Source organism: Sulfuricaulis limicola, from assembly GCF_002355735.1.
GTDB lineage: Bacteria > Pseudomonadota > Gammaproteobacteria > Acidiferrobacterales > Sulfurifustaceae > Sulfuricaulis > Sulfuricaulis limicola.
Genome location: NZ_AP014879.1, coordinates 214,410 through 234,985, shown reverse-complemented (window position 1 = coordinate 234,985; position 20,576 = coordinate 214,410). Strand labels below are relative to the sequence as shown.

Below are 20,576 nucleotides of genomic sequence, written 5' to 3'. Positions count from 1 at the left end.
CACTGATTCCATTCATGAGCAAAAAAACCAAAGGCCCTTTCATCCCCCTGAACGTCGCGATCCTGACGGTGTCGGACACGCGCACGCGCGCGAACGACACTTCCGGCGATCTCATCCAGGAACGGCTGGAAAGCGCCGGACACAAGCTGGCGGCGCGCGTCATCCTGCCAGACGACGTCGAGAAACTGCGCGCACAGTTGCGTGCCTGGGTAGCGGACAAAAGCGTGGACGCGGTCATCTCCACCGGCGGCACCGGCCTGACCCGGCGCGACGTGACACCCGAGGCCGTGGCGCCGCTCATCACCAAGCCCATCCCCGGTTTCGGCGAGCTGTTCCGCTGGCTGTCCTACGAGGAGATCGGGACTTCCACCATCGAGTCGCGCGCGCTCGCCGGCGTGGCCGACGACACCTTCATCTTCTGCCTGCCGGGCTCGACCGGTGCCTGCCGCACCGGCATGGACAAGATCATTCTGCCGCAGTTGAACGCAACCACCGGTCCTTGCAACCTCACCGAAATGCTGCCGCGCATCCGGCACGATCCGGCGCCCAAATGAACCGAATTCCTGATTTCAGATTTGTCATATTTGACTCTGAGTATCACGTTGCGTAGTCCGGTCAGGAATCAGAAATTAGAAATCAGGAATTTTTTATGGCCAAACTGACCCATCTCGACGAATCCGGCGCGGCGCGCATGGTCGACGTGGGCGCGAAAGACATTACCGCGCGTGAGGCCGTGGCCGAAGGACTGATCCGCATGCAGCCGGAAACGCTCCGGCTCATCATTGAAGGCGGGCACAAAAAAGGCGACGTACTCGCGGTGGCGCGCGTGGCCGGCATCATGGCGGCCAAGAAAACCGCCGAGCTCATCCCGCTGTGCCATGCCATTCCCCTCAGCGCCGTGGATATCGAGCTGACGGCCGATGAAAAACGTTCTGCGGTATTTTGTCGCGCCACCGTGCGCACCCGGGCGCAGACGGGCGTCGAAATGGAGGCGCTGACCGCCGTCGAAATCGCCCTGCTCACCATCTATGACATGTGCAAGGCCGTGGATCGCGGCATGACGCTGACCGACATCGGTCTGGTGGCCAAATCCGGCGGGAAATCGGGCGAGTGGCGGCGTTGAAATGAGGCCGGCCCTGCCCCACGTTACCTGTTTATAGTGATGGGGATATTTTCCCCGAGCAAAAGGAGGTTTTATGCAATGCAATGTCGGTCATCCTGTCGACAAGACCCTGCGCGTTCTAATAGGTATCGGACTCCTCAGCCTGCTGTACTTTCTGGAAGGCAACCTGCGCTGGCTCGGGCTGATCGGGATTATTCCCATCCTGACCGTGGTCTTTGGCTGGTGCCCGGGCTGGGCGCTGCTCGGCATCAACACCTGCAAGACGAAATAGCGTACGGCCCGTCGCAACGCCCGGCCCCAAATTGCCGGGCGTCGCGTTTTGTCTCATGCATTCCGGCGTAGCAGGACTTACAATACGCGCTCGCTGAACCAGCCAACACAAGATTTACATCGAAGCCCTCATGTCCCGACCCGAACTGTCGCCGGCCCTGGTGCTGAATCACGGCCTGACCTTCGCCGAGTTGTTCACGCCGGAAGGCCTGCAAAAGATCGACGGCCTGTTCCTGGAGCGCCTGCGCGAACACGACGCCAAGGCGCACGATTCTCTCATCGCCTGGCGCGCCGGCAAGGAAACCCTCACGCCGTTGCAGGTGAGCGAACTGCTGCTTGCCTGCGGGCCGGTGCTGGACGAGTTCATCGCCCATCTCTTCAACATCCGGGATGCGCTGGAAGCCACGCGCCGCGGCACGCTGGCGCACGATCCGGTGTTTCATTTCAAGAAACTGTTCGTGCAGCGCCGCGCCCGCCGGCGCCTGCTGAAAAAAGAGGAATTCGAGAGCTTCGCCGAACTGGACGCGTGGCTGACGCAAACACTCAAACAGGCGAGCCTCGACTCCACTGATCGCGAGCTGGCGATCGCGAAATATGGCGAGAAATTGCTGCTGGACGAAAAGGCCCATGCTGAGCCCATCGAGAAACTCACGCGCTGGTGCCTGCGCGCGCTCACCGTGCCCGAGGGCAAGGCCGCGGTCAAAGGCTGGGTGAGCTTCCGCCTGCCGGAGGGCATCGACCACCAGAGGCTGGTCCCGATCGTGCCGCTCAACGACGCCGTCGGGCGCGTGGCCGGGCCGGCGGAGCACCTGCGCCCGCGCGACGGCTTCCGGCTCACCGACCCGCGCATGGGCGCGCGCGAGGTGCAGAACGAAATCAATTACTGCATCTACTGCCACGACCACGACGGCGACTTCTGCTCCAAAGGTTTCCCGGAAAAAAAAGGTGAGCCGGACAAGGGCCTCAAGGTCAATCCGCTGGGCGTGACGCTCACCGGCTGCCCGCTGGACGAGAAGATTTCCGAGATGCACAGCCTGAAAAAGTCGGGGCATACCATCGGCGCGCTCGCCATGATCACGGTCGACAACCCGATGTGCGCCGCCACCGGGCATCGCATCTGCAACGACTGCATGAAGGCCTGCATCTACCAGAAGCAGGACCCGGTGAACATCCCGCAGGCCGAGACACGCATCCTCACCGACGTGCTCGACCTGCCGTGGGGTGTGGAGATCTACGACCTGCTGATCCGCTGGAACCCGCTGCGCCCACAACAATGGTTGCCCAAACCCTATAACAGCCTCAAGGTGCTGGTGTTCGGCATGGGCCCGGCGGGCTTCACGCTGGCGCATCACATGCTCATGGAAGGCTTCGCCGTGGTCGGCGCGGAAGGGCTCAAGATCGAGCCACTGCCCGAGGAGCTGGTGCGCGAGCCGATCCGCGATTTCACGACGCTCGAGGAATCCCTCGACACCCGCATCATGGCGGGCTTCGGCGGTGTGGCCGAGTACGGCATCACCAACCGCTGGGACAAGAACTTCCTCAAGCTCATCTATCTGTCGCTGGCGCGGCGTCCGCATTTCCAGGTGTTCGGCGGCGTGCGTTTCGGCGGCACGCTGACCGTGGAGGACGCCTGGCACCTCGGCTTCGATCACATCGCCATCTGCATCGGCGCCGGCCTGCCGCAGGCCCTGCCCATCCCCGGCAGCCTCGCGCCCGGCATGCGCCAGGCCAACGATTTCCTCATGGCGCTGCAACTGACCGGCGCCGCCAAGCATTCCAGCCTCGCCAACCTGCAGGTGCGCCTGCCGGCGGTGGTGATCGGCGGCGGCCTCACCGGCGTGGATACCGCCACCGAGATCCAGGCGTATTACATCGTGCAGGTCGAAAAGATGCTGGAGCGCTACGAGACGCTGGCCAAGGCCAAAGGTGAAGCCGCGGTGCGCGCCGGGCTCGACAAGGCCTCGCTGAATATCCTCGATGAATTTCTCGCCCACGGCCGCGCGGTGCGCGCGGAGCGTGAACGCGCACGCACGGCCGGCACCGCGCCCGATTTCCTGAAACTCATCCGCCAGTGGGGCGGCGTCACCATCGCCTACCGCAAGGGCATGAACCAGTCGCCGGCCTACACCCGCAACCACGAGGAAATCATCAAGGCCTTCGAGGAAGGCATTTACTACGCCGAGGGCCTCGACCCGAAAGAGGCGCGCGTGGACGCCGACGGCCAGGTCGAGGCGCTGCTGGCCAAACGGCTGCGGCCGGATGAAAACGGCAAGTGGCTGGATACCGGCGAGGAAGTGGTCATCCCGACGCGCGCGATTCTGGTCGCCACCGGCGCGCGCCCGAACGTGGCCTACGAGTTCGAACACAAGAACACGTTCCTCAAGGAACGCGGTCACTACCAGACCCACCACGCCGTGCTCGGCGGCCTGGAGCCGATCGCGGTCGCGCCGCATTGCAAGATTCCCGACTTCGGCCCATTCACGTCCTACACGAGCCCCGAGGGGCGGCACGTGAGTTTTCTCGGCGATACGCACCCGGTGTTCCACGGCAGCGTGGTCAAGGCCGTCGCCTCCGGGCTGCGCACCTATCCCAAAATCGTGGCGACGCTCGGCGCGCGCGTGAACCAGAAAGGCGACGTCAGGGAATACCATCAATTCCGCGCGCGCATCGAGGAAGCGCTGGCCGCGCGGGTGGAGTCGGTCCGGCGCCTCACGCCCTCGGTGGTGCAGCTCACGGTGCGCGCGCCGATGGCGGCGAAACGATTCAAGGCCGGACAGTTCTTCCGCCTGCAGAATTTCGAGACGCAGTCGGCGCTGGTGGACGGCACGCGCCTGCAAACCGAGGCGCTGGCCATGACCGGCGCGCGCGTCGACCCGGCCACGGGCCTGGTGTCGCTCATGGTGATCGAGCGCGGCGCCAGCTCGCGCCTGGTGGCGGGGCTGAAGCCGGGCGAGCCGGTGGCGCTCATGGGCCCGACCGGCGTGCGCGCGACCATTCCGGATGGCGGTGAGACCATTCTTTTCATCGGCGGCCGCCACGGCGCGGCGCACGTGCAATCCACCGGAAGAGCGCTGCGTGAGAAGCACAACCGCGTGCTGTTCGTCGGCTGCTTCGACAGCGCGCAGGATGTGTTCTGCCAGGACGAGATCGAGGCGGCCGCGGACGCGGTGCTGTGGATCACCGCCGGCGGCGCGCCGGTCAAGCCGCGCCGGCCGCAGGACCGCGCCGTCACCGCGCCGGTGCTGGACGCGATCGTGCAATACGCCGCGGGCAAGCTCGGCGACGTTCCGATCAAGCTCGAAGAAGTCACGCGCATGCTGGTGGTCGGCAGCAACCGGCTGGTGCGCCTGATCCGCGACGGCCGCAAAAAGGAGCTTAAGCCGTACCTGACGCAGCAACCGGCGACAACCGGCTCGATCAACACCCCGATGCAATGCTGTCTCAAGGGCGTGTGCTCGCAATGCCTGCAATGGCAGATCGACCCTGCCACCGGCAAGCGCACCAAGGCGGTGTTCAGCTGCTCGTGGCAGGACCAGCCGCTCGACATCGTCGACCTCGACAACCTCGACCAGCGCCTGTCGCAGAACCGGGTACAGGAGCACCTGACCAGCCAGTGGCTGGATTATCTGTTGACGCAACACCAGGTCGCGCGCGTTTGAACCCCGCTAGTTTTGGTTTTAATGTAGGTTGGGGTGAGGCGCGCAGCGCCGAACCCCAACGTTGGGCGCTTCAAACCGGCTTGATCTCCATCAAGGTGCCCCGTTTAATTCCTGATTAAATTGCTTGGGTATTCACCTGCCGGGCGGAGGGTCAATCCACCGGGGTGAAACCGACCCGATCAACCTTAACCTGGAGGCCCCATGTCCGGACCGCACCTGCATCTTCTGCCCGAACAGATCTACCCCTTCGACGCGCGCGGCATCGCCAAGCGCTTTCGCCATGCCGCCATATTCGGCGCGCTCGACGCGCTGCAACCGGGCGAGACCATGCGCTTTGCCAACGACCACGACCCGATTCCACTGCTGAACCAGCTGCAACAACGTTACGGCTCCACGGTCAGCATCAATTACGTCAACCGCGAGCCGGGGCTGATCGTTATAGACTTCGTGCGCCAGTAGCCGGTCGGGAACTCGACATGCCGGCGCGTATCCAAGGGTGATACACTGGTTTTTATTTACCAACGCCGGAGACGATCATGCGCCACACCGTTGCACTCATTGCCAGTCTGCTGACGACCTTGCTGCTTTCCGCCTGCGCCGGCGGCCTTGGCAGCGGCGATTACGAACGCACCCAGACTCGCGGGGTCCAGGAAGTGCAGATGGGCACGGTGGAATCCGTGCGCGAGGTGAAGATTGAAGGCACCAAGTCCGGCGTCGGCACCGGTGCCGGCGCCGTGGTTGGCGGTGTCGCTGGCAGCAATGTAGGCGGCGGCAAAGGTCAGATCATCGGCGGCGTCTTGGGCGCCGTCGTCGGCGGCGTTGCCGGTGCGGCTGTGGAAGAAGGTACCACCAAGCAGAAAGGCGTGGAGATTACAGTCAAGCTCGATGGCGGCCGCCTGATCGCCGTGACCCAGGCCGCCGAAGAGAAGGAGATATTCAAGGTCGGCGAACGCGTGCGGATACTGTCGGGTGGTGGCGTCACGAGAGTATCGCACTAGTTTTTCTTTGCCGTCGTCCCCGCGGAAGCGGGGACCCAGGAAGTAAATAACAAAGCCGCCCTTCGGGCGGCTTTTCTTTTTGTTCCCTCTCCCCTGTAAGGGGAGAGGGGTGATGGTCGAGCGGGCTTCGCCCGCGTATTACTTGTGGGTGGCTGACCCACGGCAGGTTACTTTTCTTTGCTTGTGCAAAGAAAAGTAACCAAAAGAAACACACCCCGGAGCGCGCGACATCTTCCTCCGTTCCTCGCCCCACCGGGCGCTCGACCAACTCGCCGGGCGCTGGGAAACGCGCCTCGGGCTCGAACACGGTCTCGCTTAACTGCTCCCGGTGGGGCTGCGGTACTCGGCGCGCGCTACGGGGAGGTTAGCAAAACCTCTCAATGCTCAGCGTCTCAAAAAATGAACCTGGTCCCCTTAACTGCGAATTTTTTTGATCCATGGTCCTAACTTTAACAATAACCAAGTTAAAAGCGGCCAGGCAATTATGAATGACCCGTGGATGAGCCCCCAGCCGTGAAAAACGGGCCAATTCATACGATCAAACAAGGCGCCGAGCGGAACCAGAAGAACTAAGCCTCCCACTATGGCAAGAAAATAACGCAACACCCCTTTCACCGTTGTGTTCATTGGTACTAGTCTATTTTCGGAATAGCCAGAATATTAATGACACAACTAAACTGGCCAAAACCATCGTCGTAATCGGAAAGTAAAACCGGAAATTCTCCCGCTCGATCACGATATCCCCCGGCAAACGTCCAAGACCGAGTTTGACTAGCCACGGCCAGGCCAGCCCGACAACAATCAGAATAATTCCGAGCGTGACGAGAATGCGCGTCATGCGCCCGGCATATCCAGGAACCGCAGGATCTCCTCCTTGCGGTGCATGGCGTCCTTGTAGCCCAGGTCGATCAGCTCGCGGCAGAAGGGTTTTTCGAACAGCAGGTAACTCACCAGGTTCGAGCCGTTGCGGTTGAAGGCGCCGAGGCCGCGCAGCAGGAAGCGTATCGAGCTTGGCAGGTGGTGCGCGTGGCGCGCGGCGATTTTTTCCAGGTCCGCGCTCGGCGCGATCACCAGCACGTCGACGCTGCGCAGCGTCACCCCGCCCTCGCGCAACTGGTCAGCGGAAATCAGGCTGATGGTCTTGTTGATGCGCTGCAGGCGCTCGAGGTCGGCCTCGAGGCTATCCAGGAATATGCTGTTCAGGACATTGCCGGCGATCTGCGCCAGCGAGGGGTATTCGTCGGACTCCGCGCGCGCCGCGGAAGGGTTTTCATAACGCACGCCCACCACCAGCACGCGCTCCGCGCCGAGGTGCAGCGCCGGGCTGATGGGCGCGATCTGGCGCATGGAGCCGTCGCCGAAAAATTCGCGATTGATCTTGATCGCGGAAAAAATGAAGGGGATGGCCGAAGACGCCATGAGGTGATCGATGGTGATGTTGGCCGCGCTGCCGACACGCCGCGAGCGGCGCCACGCGGCCAGCGAGGACACGCCCTGGAAGAAGGTCACGGACTGTCCCGAACTGTAACCCGAGGCCGTGACGCTCAGGGCATGCAGCGCGCCCGCGTCGATCGACTGTTGAATCCGGTCGCAGGGCATGGTCCGTTGCAGCAGCTGGCGCAGCGGCGCGCGGTCGAGCAGTGCACGTGGGTTACGCCGGCCCAACCCGCCCAGTATCATGGCACCCAGCCAGCGCATGCCGTTGGCAAATACGCCGGGCACGTCGGCGCGGAAAACCTGGTGCACGGTGAAATTGCGCCACACGTGGTTGAGGCGCCGCACGCCTTCGTGAAACCGGGTGGCGTAAATCGCCAGGGTGGTGGCATTGATGGCACCGGCCGAGGTGCCGCACAGGACCGGGAACGGATTGGGGGATTCGCGCGGGAGCAGTTCGGCGATGGCCTTGAGCACGCCCACCTGGTAGGCCGCGCGCGCGCCGCCGCCGGCCAGTATCAGCCCTACCCTGGGTTTATCCGCCATATCCTTCATGTTTCCGCTTTCGCGGAGTCCCTGTTGCGCCAAGCCTGCCGATGACGACGCGGGGATTTCACGAACTGGTTTATGATGGCCCGCGTCGCCCCCTATTATAGTCAACCAAGGATAAAGCCATGGTTACCCTCGGGCATGTGGTTTTCTACGTACGCGATCTGGAAAAATCCACGGCGTTCTACCGCGACGTGGTGGGGCTGGAGGTCGCCGGACGGATTTTCAACGGCCGCGCCGCCATGCTCACCGGCGGCGCCACACATCATGAGTTATTGCTGATCGAGGTCGGCGCGGCGCCCGGGCCGTTGCCAGGCCGGCGCATCGGCCTGTATCACGTGGGCTGGAAGGTCGGCGACAGCCTCGACGACCTGCGCCGGGTGCGCGACCGCGTGCACGCCCACGGTCATGACATCGAGGGCATGTCCGACCACACCGTGAGCCAGAGCCTGTACCTGCGCGATCCGGACGGCAATGAAATCGAGCTGTTCGTGGACGATCCAGGCGTTGACTGGCGTCATGCACAGGAATGGATGGAGGCGCCGGTGAAGCCGCTGCGGCTGTGACGTGATGCAGAAGCAGGCGACATTCCCCTAAGTTGATAACGGCCATCGGGTATGCGGTACAGCGGCGGCATGATTTGCTAGACTGGGTCCATTGCATTGATACCGAGGTTGTCCCGATGGTCACGCGCATTACCGAAGCCATGGTCTACGATGCACTCCGGAAGGTCATCGACCCGGAGCTGCGACACAACATTGTCGATCTGGGATTTGTCCAGGAGATGGACATCGTCGACGACTACGTGCACCTCGACATCCAGCTGACCACGCCCTACTGCCCCTACGCCGAAAACATCGTGGCGCAAATCAAGCGCGCCGTCGAAGGCGTGCCGGGCGTGAAGCGCGTCGAGGTCGAGCGCGCCTGCATGAAGGAAGACTGAGCCCGGCATTTCACCCGCCGCGCGGCACGGATCGATCCCGTTTCTGGCCGCTCCCGCCGCTTGCGTTTAAACTGGTCGTCCCATCGACTGCTGCCAGACCGCATCCCATGAGCACCGCCTATACCGACCGCATATTGGCCCTCGCCGGCCTGTTCCAGGCCGCGCGGCTGGCGCAGCAACTGGCGCGCGAAGGCCGCGCCGAGCCGTCCACCCTGGCTGCCAGCGTGCAGAGCCTGCTGATCATCGACGCGCCCACCACCGAGTCCGTGTACGGCGGCGCGCAAGGCGTCCGGCCCGGTCTGGAGCTGCTGCGCGACAAGCTGGCCGGCGGCAACACCGATGCCAACGACGTCGAGATCGCCCGCTATGTCATCAGCATGATTCACCTCGAAGGCCAGATGCGCCGGCACCCGGAGATGCAGGACGCCGTCCGCCGCGGCATCGAGGCCACCCGCGAACAGATGAAATTTTTCGAGGCGGCGGAAAACAGCGAGACGCTGCACCCGCGCCTGGTGGAAAAACTCGCGGAACTCTACACCCAGACCATCAGCACGTTGACGCCGCGCATCATGGTCAACGGCGAACACGGCCACCTGAGTAACCCGCTGATCGCCGCCAGGGTACGCGCGGCGCTGTTCGCCGGCATCCGCTCGGCATTCCTGTGGCACCAGCTTGGCGGCAGCCGCTGGCAGTTGCTGTTCAGCCGGAAAAAGATTGCCGGCGAAGCGGCGGGTATTCTTGAAAGCCTGGGTGCGGCGCGGGAGAACTAGCAGGTCGTTAAAAAACTCGTCACCCCGGCGAAAGCCGGGGTCCAGATTATTAAATCAAAAAATAATATTCTGGATTGCGGCTTGCGCCGGAATGACGGCTTTGTTTAAGGCAGGTTCTACTTCCGCCGGTCAGGCCCGTGCCGGCCGCTTGGCGAGCTTGCGTTGTAAGGTGCGCCGGTGCATGCCGAGGCGGCGCGCGGTTTCGGAAATGTTGCCGCCGCACTCCGTCAGCACCTTCTGGATGTGTTCCCATTCGAGGCGTGACAGCGGCAGCGGTTTGGTCTCCACTGCCACCGTGGCGTTGCCGCTGTCGCGCTGGAAGGCGGCGACGATTTCATCGGCGTCCGCCGGCTTGGCGAGATAGTGAATGGCGCCCAGCTTGATGGCCTCGACCGCGGTGGCGATGCTGGCATAGCCCGTCAGCACCACGATCCGGGTGTGCGCATCCAGTTCCTTCAGTTTTTTAACCAGCTCCAGACCCGACGGTCCGGGCATCTTGAGATCGACCACCGCATACTCCGGCGGATCGGCTTCCGCCGCCGTGAGTCCCTGGCTGACGCTGTGCGCCACGTGCACCGTGAACCCGCGCCGCTCCAGCGCCGCCGACAGCACCTGGCAGAAGGTGACGTCATCGTCCACCAGGAGCAGGCTCGGTTTGTCCGCTGCATTTGCGTCATTCATGGGACACCGTCCACGCGCAGATTGGCCAGGGGCAGCATGAGCTGCGTGCATACACCGCCACCTTCGCGATTATACATCTGCACCGTCCCGCCGAAACGGCGCAGGGCGGCATGCGCCAGAAACAGCCCGAGGCCGAGGCCCTGCCCCGGCGCCTTGGTGGTGAAAAACGGCTGGCCGGCGGCGCGCGCGGTCTCGGGCGTCAACCCCCCGCCGCGGTCACTGATCTCCAGCACCAGTTCCCGCTCGTTCCAGTTCGCCTTGATCTCGACGTTGTCGGGCGAAGAATCCGCGGCATTGTTCAGGATGTTCACGATGGCCTGGCTCAGGGTCTGCTCCGCGATGATTTCCGGTGACGGCCGCGGCCCTTCGAAATGACGTCGCACGGAAACGCCGCGGCGCATCTGCTGCCAGTCATTGACGACTTCAGCGAGATAAACCTCGAGCGGCACGCGCCGGCCGCCCTCGGCGCGCGACGCGCCGGCCGAGGCCGACAGCGACGAAAGGATGGATTTGCAGCGATCCACCTGCTCGCGCAGGACGCGCAGGTTGGCGCGCATCGACGACGGCGCGGCGGCATCGCCCTCCATGTCCTTGGCCAGCACCGCCATGGTGGACAGCGGCGTGCCCAGCTCGTGCGCCGCGCCGGCGGCGAGCGTGCCGAGCGCCACGATGCGCTCGTTGCGCAATTCATCCTCCCGCATCTGCGCCAGCAGGCGGTCGCGCGAACGGCGCGTCTCGCTCATGCGCACCGCGAACCAGGCGATCAGCGCCGCGCTCAGCAGGAAGCCGAGCCACATCCCCAGCACATGCAGGCCGAAATCATCGTGGTCGCCGTGACTGTGCGGCAGCGGGATGTAATAAAACATCAGCAGGGAATAACAGGTGATGCTCACCGCCACCATGGCCCAGGCATAACCCGCGGGCAGCGCCGCGGCGGTCAGCGCCAGTGGCAACAAATAAAGGATCACGAAGGGGTTGGTCGAGCCACCGCTGAAATAAAGCAATGCCGTCAGCGCCGCCACGTCCAGCGCCAGATGGAAAAACAATTCAGCCTCACCCACCGGCCAGGGGCGCTGCATGCGCAGCCAGGTCAGAAAATTGAACAGCGCCAGGGCGGTGATGATGCCGATCAGCGGCCGCAGCGGCAGCGCCATGTGCAGCGAGGTTACCGCGATCCACACCGCCAGGAACTGTCCGGCGAGCGCGATGCAGCGCAGCACGATCAGGCGCCGCAGGTTGATGGCGTTCGAGGAAACGTCTGACGCGGCGGCACTCATGCAATAAATTCCGAGGACATATTCCTATATTGTGGTCTCGATAAAAACCCTGTCCGGCCTGTGTGTCAATTTGTCGCGCGACACAAATTCGCCGGGAGCGAATTTGGGCGCGCTTTAGCGCGCCCGGAGGGCGCAGGCCATTGATGGCCTGCGTCAATATGCCATATTGATTGCCGCCCACGCCCCCTCTAGTTTCCGGTTCTCGACAATAACAGACTATTTCGCTTTGCCATCCGGATGAGCATCGCGTTTTACCGGCATAACCTCCCGCCCGCGTCCTGGACGGCCCTTGGCCTGTCAGTGGCCGTACATATTGGCGCCATGCTCGGCTTCGGGCCCTTCGCCGTTTCCGCGCCCCGGCCGGGGATGTTCGAAACGATTGAAGTCGCCCTGCTCGCGGAACCGGCCGCCAATCCGGCGCCGAAAGCTTCAGCCGCATCGGCCAGCATTTCGAATTCCATCGCGCGGGAAATTCCCTACCTCACGGAAACCGGCGCCGGCCAACCCGATGCCGAGACCACGGCCGTGCCGGAAAGCGCCGAAATCGCGGGCAGCGAACCCCTGATCGAATCACGCTACGACGTAGCCACGTTGAACAATCCCAAGCCGCCCTATCCCCTGGTTGCGCGCCGTCATGGCGCACAGGGGCGGGTGATCTTGAGCGTACAAGTCAGCGCCAGCGGCATGAGCCATGAGGTGCTGCTCAAGCGCAGCAGCGGCCATGCCGTGCTCGATGACGCCGCCCTGCAAACCGTGCGGCGCTGGCGTTTTGTTCCCGCACGGCGCGGCGACACGCCGGTCGAATCCTGGGTCGACGTGCCGATCATTTTTCGCCTCGAAAGCTGAATCGATTCTCTTCACCACCACTCAAGACACAAAGGAAACCCAAGCATGCAAGCACCTGTCCGGCGCGCCCTGATACTCGCCCTCATGACCGCCCTGCCCACCGTCGCCCTGTCCGAAGACAACCCCCTGCTCGATGAAGTCATCGTCACAGCGCCGCAGGTCTCGGACCCGTTGACCATCGTTACCGATCCCAAATCTCCACGCCAGCCGGTGCCGGCGCATGACGGCGCCGACTATTTGAAAAACATCCCGGGCTTCTCGGCGGTGCGCAAGGGCGGCACCGATGGTGACCCGGTGTTGCGCGGGCTGGCCGGTTCGCGCCTGAACGTCCTCATGGACGGCCAGTACATCCTCGGCGGCTGCGGCATGCGCATGGACCCGCCGACGGCCTATGTGTTTCCCGAGTCCTACGACCGCATCACCGTGCTCAAGGGCCCGCAGACCGTGCTCTACGGCGGCGGCAACCTCGCCGGCACCGCGCTGTTCGAGCGCGACGCGCGCGCCTTCGGGGAATCCGGCATGCGCGCCTTCGGCGGCGTGCTGGTCGGCAGTTTCGACCGCCACGATGAAATACTCGACGTCACCGGTGGCGTACCCGCCGGATTCGCGCGCGTGATAGGCACGCGCACCAGCGCCAACGACTACGAGGACGGCGCCGGCAACGAGGTGCACTCCGCCTACACACGCTGGAGCACGAGCTTCATCGGCGGCTGGACGCCGGACGCAAATACGCGCGTGGAACTGTCGGTGGACCGCAGCGACGGTGAGGCGCGCTATGCCGACCGCGGCATGGACGGCACCCTGTTCGACCGCACCGGTTATGGAATGAAATTGGAGAAATCCAACATCTCGCCGCTGCTCGGCAAACTCGAGGCGCAGGTCTACCACAACTACGTGGATCACGTGATGGACAACTTCTCGCTGCGGCCGAAGACGGCGGCGATGTACATGATCAGCAATCCGGACCGCGCGACGCAGGGCGCGCGCGTGGCCGGCGAATTGTTGCTGACTTCCCATACCTCCCTGACCGTTGGCCTCGATTACCAGCAAAACGAGCATACGTTGCGCACCGCCAGCAGCATGACGGCCGCCCCCGACATCAATACCGTGGCGCGCACGCCGGACATGACCTTCGCCGGCACCGGCGTGTTCGCCGAGGCCGAACATGCGCTGGACGACCGGCAACGGCTGGTCGGCGGCCTGCGCTTCGACCGGCTCAACGTGGACAACGAAAAAACCACCGGCTCGGGCGCGCTCAGCAGCGACACCGACCGCACCCGGGCGGCGTTCCTGCGCTATGAGCGGGAAACGGCGCCGCGCCTCTATTACGTCGGGCTCGGGCACGCCGAGCGCCCGGCCGACTGGTGGGAGCGCAGCACCTACAACAATTTCTTTCTCGATCCCGAGAAGAGCAACCAGCTCGACGCCGGCGTGATCCATACCGGCGAAAAATGGCGCGCCTCGGTCTCGGTCTTCATCGCGAAGATCGACGATTTCATTCTGACGCGCAACGACAACACCGCGCGCAACATCGACGCCAGCACCCATGGCGCCGAGGCCGACCTGGCCTATGCGCTGGGCGGAGCGTGGAAGGCCACGGCGGCGCTCGCCTGGGTTCGCGGTGACAACGACACCGACCACGTGCCGCTGGCGCAGATCCCGCCGCTCGAAGGACGCCTCGGACTCGGATACGACGACAGGACCTGGTCGTTCGGCGTGCTGGCGCGCGCCGTGGACAACCAGGACCGGGTGCAAGTCGGTTACGGCAGTGTCGTCGGGCAGGATATCGGACCGACACCGGGTTTCACGGTGTATTCGCTCAACGCCGGCTACCGCCCGAAGAAGGGAACGCTCATCAGCGCCGGCATCGACAACCTGTTCGACATGGCCTATGCCGAGCACATCAGCCGCGCCGGGGCCGCGGTGGCGGGTTACACGCAGACCACGCGCGTGAATGAACCGGGGCGCAATCTCTGGCTCAAGGCGAGCATCGCGCTGGATTGAATCTGACGGCGGTTGGCGGCCGGTGCGACATCTTGTCGCATTGCGCCTGTTTGCCTGCTTCTTTAGATTCGTTCCAACAATAAACGGCTGTGCCGCCGGGAGAAAAAGTGAAAAGCAAAATCCTGTCAGCTTGTGCGCTGATATCTTTTATTGGTCTGTTCACCGCACTGGCAGCACATGCCAGTTGTGGCGCCGCCTTCTGCACCCTGAACACGCATTGGGAAAGTCAGGGCGCGTGGACCGGAACCGGCATGCGGCTGGACCTGCGCTATGAATACATCGATCTCGACCAGCCGTTGGCCGGGCGTGAACGGGTGCCGGTCGGCGCGCTGCCGCGTCATCACGATGAAACCCGGACGCTCAACCGCAATCTGGTTGCCACGCTGGATTACAGCATCAGCGCCGATTGGGGCGTCTCCGTCACAGCGCCGTGGGTGGATCGCCGGCACTGGCACATCCACAACCATCACGGCGCGCAGCTGCCCGAGAGCTGGGACATATCCGAACTCGGCGACATGCGCGTCACCGCGCGGCACGGGCTCGCGAGCGACGGCGAGTCACTCAACACCCACGGCGTGATTCTCGGACTGAAACTGCCGACAGGAAAAACCGACGTCGTCAATGACGACGGCGATCCCGCCGAGCGCACGCTGCAACCCGGCAGCGGCACCACCGATGCGATTATCGGAATGTACCTCAACGGCCCGCTGAATTTCGGAACGCAAATCGCCAGCGGATTCCTGCAGGCGCAGGTTCAATATCCGCTCAACGCCCGCGATGACTTCCGTCCGGGCAATCAATACCTGTTTGACCTGGGCATGAGCTATCCCCTGTCGCCTGCCTGGAGCGGACTGATGCAGCTCAATACGCAGATCAAGGATCGCGACCGCGGCGGCGAGGCCGAGCCATTGGACAGCGGTGGAAGCTTCGTGTGGCTGAGCCCGGGCCTGAGTTATACCCTGAGCCGCGCCGCCAGGATCTACGGTTTCGTGCAATTGCCGCTGTACCAGCGCGTCAACGGCCTTCAGCTCACGCCCGGATGGACGGCGGCCGCCGGCGCGAGCTGGCGGTTCTGATACGGCCGGCCACCGGGTTTTTCCTTTATCGGCCCGTTGGCCTGCCGTGCACAGGGCCTCGTCGGCTTGCAACTCCCGGGGTGTCGGAGTAACGTGCGCGCGCATTCGCCCTCCTTCCGGGAGATTTGATTGAAAAACAACAACAGCGAAGCGCAACCGCAGAAATCCTCCACCGCCGGACTCGCCTTGCTCGCCCTCGGCATCGTTTACGGCGACATCGGCACCAGCCCGCTCTATGCCGTCAAGGAAACCTTCGGCCCGAGTCACGGCATCGCGCTCGAAACCGCCAACATCCTCGGCGGGCTCTCGACCATTTTCTGGTCGCTCATGATCGTGGTCACGTTCAAATACGTGATGCTTATCATGCGCGCCAACAACAAGGGCGAGGGCGGCATCATGGCGTTGCTGGCGCTGGCCTCCTCCGCCGTCAAGGACCAGCCGCGCTGGCGCAAGTCGATCCTGGCGCTCGGCGTGGTCGGCGCGTCGCTGTTCTACGGCGATGCGGTACTGACGCCGGCGATCTCGGTGCTGTCCGCAGTCGAAGGACTCGAAGTCGGCACTGCGGCGTTCAAACACTATGTGATTCCGATTGCGGTAATCGTGCTGGTGACGCTGTTCATGTTCCAGCGCCACGGCACCGCGGTCGTGGGGGCGTTCTTCGGCCCGATCTGTGTGCTGTGGTTCCTCGCCCTCGGTGCCGTCGGAATTCACCATATCGTCCAGAATCCCGTCGTGCTCCAGGCTGTCGACCCGCTGCATGCGTTGCGCTTCGCCACCGGCCACGGCTTCGCCTCGTTCGTGGTGCTCGGCGCGGTACTGCTCGCCTTTACCGGCGCCGAGGCGTTGTATGCCGACATGGGGCATTTCGGCAAGCGCGCGGTGCGTCTGGCGTGGTTCGGTCTGGTGCTTCCGGCGCTGGTGCTCAATTATTTCGGACAGGGCGCGCTGTTGATTGCCAACCCCCAGGCCATCGACAACCCTTTCTACCTCGCTTATCCGGGCTGGGCACTGTATCTGATGATCGCGCTCGCGACCGCGGCCACCGTCATCGCCTCGCAGGCGACGATTTCAGGCGCCTACTCGATCACCCGACAGGCGATCCAGCTCGGCTACCTGCCGCGCATGAACATCCAGCACACTTCGGCGAAGGAAATCGGACAGATTTATCTGCCGGCCGTAAACTGGATCCTGCTCGCCGCCGTGCTCGCCGCCGTGACCGGGTTCGGCTCGTCCTCCCGCCTCGCCTCGGCCTACGGCGTATCCGTGATGGGCACGATGCTGATCACCACCCTCCTAACCTTTTTCGTGATCCGCTTCGGCTGGGGCTTCAGTTTGTTGCTGGCGGGCATCGCCACCGGCTTTTTCTTCCTGGTGGACCTCGCATTCTTCTCGGCCAGCCTGCTCAAGGTGCTCGACGGCGGCTGGTTTCCGCTGGTCATGGGTGCGGCGGTTTTCACCCTCATGGTGACCTGGCGGCGCGGGCGTGAAATCCTGCTGACGCGCCTGCGACAGACCTCGGTGCCGCTGGACACGTTTCTGGATTCGCTGATGCGCCACCCGCCTGTGCGCGTGCCCGGCACGGCGGTGTTCCTGACCTCAACCCAGGGAGCGGTGCCACACGCGCTGCTGCACAACCTCGCGCACAACAAGGTGCTGCACGAGCGCGTGATCTTCCTAACGGTGGTCATCAAGGACGTACCGTGGGTGCCGGCGAAGGAGCGCATTCACATCAAGGACCTGGGCAACAACTGCTTCCAGCTCACCGTTGATTTCGGCTTCAAGGACCGGCCCGACGTCATGCAGGCACTGGAACTGTGCCGCGAGCACGAGCTGGAATTCCAGCCGCTCCAGACCTCGTTCTTCCTCAGCCGCGAGACCGTGATCCCGAGTATCCACTACGAAGGCATGGCGTTGTGGCGCGAGCGCCTGTTCTCCATGCTGGCGCGCAACGCCAGCAGCCCGGTGGAATACTTCAACCTGCCCGCGAACCGGGTGATTGAACTGGGGACGCAGATCGAAATCTGAAATGAAACGAGCAACTGCTATGAAGATAATTTTTTCTTCAGCAGTTCGTTGACCTGCGCCGGATTGGCCTTGCCCTGCGAGGCCTTCATCACCTGGCCGACGAAATAGCCGAACAGCGCTTCCTTGCCGGCGCGGTACTGCTCGAGCTGCTTCGGGTTTTTCGCGATCACTTCGTCAATGACTTTCTCGATCGCGCCGGTGTCGGTGATCTGTTTCAGGCCCTTCTTTTCGATCACGGCGTCGGCATCGCCCTCGCCGTTCCACATGGCCTCGAAAACTTCTTTCGCGATCTTGCCGGAGATGGTGTTGTCGGCGAGGCGTTTGAGCAAGCCTGACATCATCGCCACCGTCACCGGTGACGCGGTAATTTCCTTGTTGTCGCGGTTGAGGAACGCTGCCAGTTCGCCCGTGACCCAGTTGGCGGCGATCTTGGAATCGGCCTTCGATTCGCGCACCACCTGCTCGTAGTAATCGGCCAGTTCGCGAGAGGAGGTTAATACGCCGGCGTCATAGGCATTGAGCCCGTAATCCTTCATGAACCGCACACGCTTGGCGTTCGGCAATTCAGGCAGGGTGGTTTTGACGGCATCGATGAAGGCCTGGTCCAGTACCAGGGGCGGCAGGTCGGGATCGGGGAAGTAGCGGTAATCCATGGCCTCTTCCTTGCTGCGCATGGAACGCGTGACGTCCTTGTCGGAGTCGTACAGGCGCGTCTCCTGCACCACTTTCCCGCCACCTTCAATCAGCTCGATCTGGCGCTCGACCTCGAATTCAATGGCCTTCTCGACGAAGCGGAAGGAATTGATGTTCTTGAGCTCGGCGCGGGTGCCGAATTTGGTTTCGCCTTTCGGGCGCACCGAGACGTTGGCGTCGCAACGGAACGAGCCTTCCTGCATGTTGCCGTCGCAGATTTCGAGATAACGCACCAGCTCGTGCAGCTTTTTCAGGTAGGCCACGGCCTCCTTGGGCGAACGCATGTCCGGCTCGGAGACGATCTCGAGCAGCGGCGTGCCGGCGCGGTTGAGGTCGATGCCGGTCATGCCGTGGAAATCCTCGTGCAGCGACTTGCCGGCGTCTTCTTCCAGATGCGCGCGGGTAATGCCGACGACCTTTTCCACGCCATCGACGTCGATGGTGATCTGGCCCTTGGCCACGACCGGCAGTTCGTACTGGCTGATCTGGTAGCCCTTGGGCAGGTCGGGGTAGAAATAATTCTTGCGCGCGAACACCGAGCGGTGATTGATGGCCGCGCCGATGGCGAGTCCAAACTTCACTGCCATGCGCGCGGCTTCTTTATTAAACACCGGGAGCACGCCCGGCAGGGCAATATCCACCGCGCAGGCCTGGGTGTTCGGCTCGGCGCCGTATTTCGTGGCTGCGCCCGAGAACGCCTTGCTCTTTGTCATGAGCTGGGCGTGGACTTCAAGACCGATGACGGTTTCCCATTCCATCAGCTGAATCCCTTCGGCATGCGCTGATGCCAGTCCGTCGCCTGCTGGTAGCGGTGCGCGACGTTGAGCAGGCGCGCTTCGTCGAAATAGCGACCGACCAGTTGCAGGCCCACCGGCAGGCCGTCGGGAGCGAAACCGGCGGGAATGGACATGCCCGGCAGGCCGGCGAGATTCACGGAAATCGTGTAAATGTCGCTCAAATACATGGCCACCGGGTCGTCGCTCTTCTCGCCGATCTTGAACGCGGTCGTGGGGCTGGTCGGACCCATGATGACATCGCAGGACTGGAAGGCGCGCTCGAAATCCTGCGCGATCAGGCGCCGCAGCTGCTGCGCCTTCAGGTAATAGGCATCGTAATAGCCGGCGGACAGCGCATAAGTGCCGATCATGATGCGCCGCTTCACCTCGGCGCCGAAGCCTTCCGCGCGTGTCTTGCAGTACATGTCGAGCAGATCGGTATAGTCCTTGGCGCGATAACCGTAGCGCGCGCCATCGAAACGCGACAGGTTCGAGGACGCCTCGGCCGGGGCCAGCACGTAGTAGCACGGGATCGCGAGCTTCGAGTTCGGCAGGCTGATCTCCACGATCTGCGCGCCGAGTTTTTTGTACTCGCCGATCGCGGCCTGGACCACCTGCGCCACCTCCGGGCTCAGGCCTTCGCTGAAATATTCCTTGGGCAGGCCAATGCGCAGGCCCTGGATGTCGTTATTGAGCGATTTCGTGTAATCCGGCACCGGTTCATCCACTGAGGTCGAATCGCGCGGATCGAAACCGGCCATGGTATTCAGCAGCAGGGCGCAGTCCTCGGCGCTGCGGCACATGGGGCCACCCTGGTCGAGCGAGGAGGCGAAGGCGATCATGCCGTAGCGCGACACGCGCCCGTAGCTGGGCTTGAGCCCGGTCAGGCCGGTGAGCGCGGCCGGCTGGCGGATGGAGCCACCGGTGTCGGTGCCGGTCGCGGCCGGTGCCAGCCGCGCGGCCACCGCCGCGGCCGAGCCGCCCGAGCTGCCGCCCGGGACCCGGCCGGTGCCCCAGGGGTTCTTCACCGCACCATAATAGGAAGTCTCGTTGGACGAACCCATGGCGAACTCGTCCATGTTGGTCTTGCCCAGGCACACGGCGCCGGCCTGGTTGAATTTATCTATGATCGTCGCGTCGTAGGGGGCGATGAAGTTGGACAGGATTTTCGAGCCACAGGTGGTGAGCCAGCCGTCGGCGCAGAAAATGTCCTTCTGGGCGATGGGCACACCGGTCAGCGCTGCCCCCTCGCCCCTGGCGATCCGGGCATCGGCGGCTTTGGCCTGGGCCAACGAGCGCTCCGGGTCCACGGTGATGAAGGCGTTCAGGTCCTTATACTTATTAATCCGGTCCAGTAACGCCCGGGTCAGCTCGACGCTCGAGGCTTCCTTGCGGGCCAGGGCGCGCGACAGTTCGGCAACGGTCTTTTCAAACATGGCGGTTCTTGACGTC

Annotated in this window: 19 protein-coding genes; 13 read left to right on the top strand and 6 right to left on the bottom strand. The window is 63.4% G+C overall.

Features of this window, described 5'->3' with window-relative positions; genetic code table 11:
- Positions 1-14 precede the first annotated feature (14 nt).
- From moaB to SCL_RS01120, 6 genes are all read left to right on the top strand, one after another.
- Positions 15-554, top strand: a complete 540-nt coding sequence (gene moaB / locus SCL_RS01145; protein WP_096359227.1) for a molybdenum cofactor biosynthesis protein B — start codon at positions 15-17, stop codon at positions 552-554.
- Positions 555-649: 95 nt separating this feature from the next.
- The gene (gene moaC / locus SCL_RS01140) at positions 650-1,123 is read left to right on the top strand and encodes a cyclic pyranopterin monophosphate synthase MoaC (protein WP_096359226.1); all 474 of its coding nucleotides are present in this window, start codon (positions 650-652) and stop codon (positions 1,121-1,123) included.
- A gap of 73 nt (positions 1,124-1,196) precedes the next feature.
- Complete coding sequence (locus SCL_RS01135) at positions 1,197-1,394, top strand: YgaP family membrane protein (protein WP_096359225.1); 198 nt, start codon at positions 1,197-1,199, stop codon at positions 1,392-1,394.
- A gap of 130 nt (positions 1,395-1,524) precedes the next feature.
- A complete protein-coding gene (locus SCL_RS01130) occupies positions 1,525-5,052 on the top strand; it encodes an FAD-dependent oxidoreductase (protein WP_096359224.1) in 3,528 nt (1,175 codons plus the stop codon).
- A gap of 201 nt (positions 5,053-5,253) precedes the next feature.
- Positions 5,254-5,511: a DUF2249 domain-containing protein gene (locus tag SCL_RS01125; protein ID WP_096359223.1), complete on the top strand. Its 258-nt coding sequence runs from the start codon at positions 5,254-5,256 to the stop codon at positions 5,509-5,511.
- Between the two features lie 77 nt (positions 5,512-5,588).
- Positions 5,589-6,050: an outer membrane lipoprotein gene (locus SCL_RS01120; RefSeq protein ID WP_096359222.1), complete on the top strand. Its 462-nt coding sequence runs from the start codon at positions 5,589-5,591 to the stop codon at positions 6,048-6,050.
- 637 nt (positions 6,051-6,687) lie between these two features.
- On the opposite strand, the gene SCL_RS01115 is transcribed toward SCL_RS01120, so the two are convergent.
- Both SCL_RS01115 and SCL_RS01110 read right to left on the bottom strand, forming a co-directional pair.
- A complete protein-coding gene (locus tag SCL_RS01115) occupies positions 6,688-6,888 on the bottom strand; it encodes a DUF2905 domain-containing protein (protein WP_096359221.1) in 201 nt (66 codons plus the stop codon).
- Complete coding sequence (locus SCL_RS01110) at positions 6,885-8,030, bottom strand: patatin-like phospholipase family protein (protein WP_096361782.1); 1,146 nt, start codon at positions 8,028-8,030, stop codon at positions 6,885-6,887. The genes SCL_RS01115 and SCL_RS01110 overlap by 4 nt, the downstream gene beginning before the upstream one ends.
- A gap of 128 nt (positions 8,031-8,158) precedes the next feature.
- Between SCL_RS01110 and SCL_RS01105 the strand changes: the two genes are divergently transcribed.
- The 3 genes from SCL_RS01105 (at position 8,159) to hflD (ending at position 9,746) form a co-directional block, all read left to right on the top strand.
- Positions 8,159-8,599, top strand: coding sequence for a VOC family protein (locus tag SCL_RS01105; protein WP_096359220.1), 441 nt, complete (start codon positions 8,159-8,161; stop codon positions 8,597-8,599).
- Positions 8,600-8,715: 116 nt separating this feature from the next.
- Positions 8,716-8,976 carry a metal-sulfur cluster assembly factor gene (locus tag SCL_RS01100; RefSeq protein ID WP_096359219.1) on the top strand — a complete coding sequence of 87 codons (261 nt, stop codon included), beginning with the start codon at positions 8,716-8,718 and terminating at the stop codon, positions 8,974-8,976.
- Between the two features lie 107 nt (positions 8,977-9,083).
- Complete coding sequence (gene hflD / locus SCL_RS01095) at positions 9,084-9,746, top strand: high frequency lysogenization protein HflD (protein ID WP_096359218.1); 663 nt, start codon at positions 9,084-9,086, stop codon at positions 9,744-9,746.
- Positions 9,747-9,875: 129 nt separating this feature from the next.
- Here the strand turns inward: hflD and SCL_RS01090 are convergent, their stop codons facing one another.
- Entirely contained in the window at positions 9,876-10,427 is a 552-nt protein-coding gene (locus SCL_RS01090) for a response regulator transcription factor (protein WP_096359217.1), read from the bottom strand.
- Positions 10,424-11,704 carry an ATP-binding protein gene (locus SCL_RS01085; RefSeq protein ID WP_096359216.1) on the bottom strand — a complete coding sequence of 427 codons (1,281 nt, stop codon included), beginning with the start codon at positions 11,702-11,704 and terminating at the stop codon, positions 10,424-10,426. The genes SCL_RS01090 and SCL_RS01085 overlap by 4 nt, the downstream gene beginning before the upstream one ends.
- A gap of 300 nt (positions 11,705-12,004) precedes the next feature.
- Between SCL_RS01085 and SCL_RS01080 the strand changes: the two genes are divergently transcribed.
- From SCL_RS01080 to SCL_RS01065, 4 genes are all read left to right on the top strand, one after another.
- On the top strand, positions 12,005-12,550 hold the full coding sequence (locus SCL_RS01080; RefSeq protein ID WP_197702664.1) for an energy transducer TonB: 546 nt from the start codon (positions 12,005-12,007) through the stop codon (positions 12,548-12,550).
- Between the two features lie 45 nt (positions 12,551-12,595).
- Positions 12,596-14,554 (top strand): TonB-dependent copper receptor, encoded by a 1,959-nt coding sequence (locus SCL_RS01075; protein ID WP_096359215.1) that lies wholly within the window; start codon positions 12,596-12,598, stop codon positions 14,552-14,554.
- A gap of 107 nt (positions 14,555-14,661) precedes the next feature.
- On the top strand, positions 14,662-15,630 hold the full coding sequence (locus SCL_RS01070; protein WP_148664940.1) for a transporter family protein: 969 nt from the start codon (positions 14,662-14,664) through the stop codon (positions 15,628-15,630).
- A 129-nt stretch (positions 15,631-15,759) separates the two neighbouring features.
- Positions 15,760-17,655, top strand: coding sequence for a potassium transporter Kup (locus tag SCL_RS01065; RefSeq protein ID WP_096359213.1), 1,896 nt, complete (start codon positions 15,760-15,762; stop codon positions 17,653-17,655).
- 17 nt (positions 17,656-17,672) lie between these two features.
- Here the strand turns inward: SCL_RS01065 and gatB are convergent, their stop codons facing one another.
- Positions 17,673-19,106, bottom strand: a complete 1,434-nt coding sequence (gene gatB / locus SCL_RS01060) for an Asp-tRNA(Asn)/Glu-tRNA(Gln) amidotransferase subunit GatB (RefSeq protein ID WP_096359212.1) — start codon at positions 19,104-19,106, stop codon at positions 17,673-17,675.
- Entirely contained in the window at positions 19,106-20,560 is a 1,455-nt protein-coding gene (gatA, locus tag SCL_RS01055; RefSeq protein WP_096359211.1) for an Asp-tRNA(Asn)/Glu-tRNA(Gln) amidotransferase subunit GatA, read from the bottom strand. Before gatA ends, gatB begins: the two co-directional genes overlap by 1 nt.
- Positions 20,561-20,576: the final 16 nt, after the last annotated feature.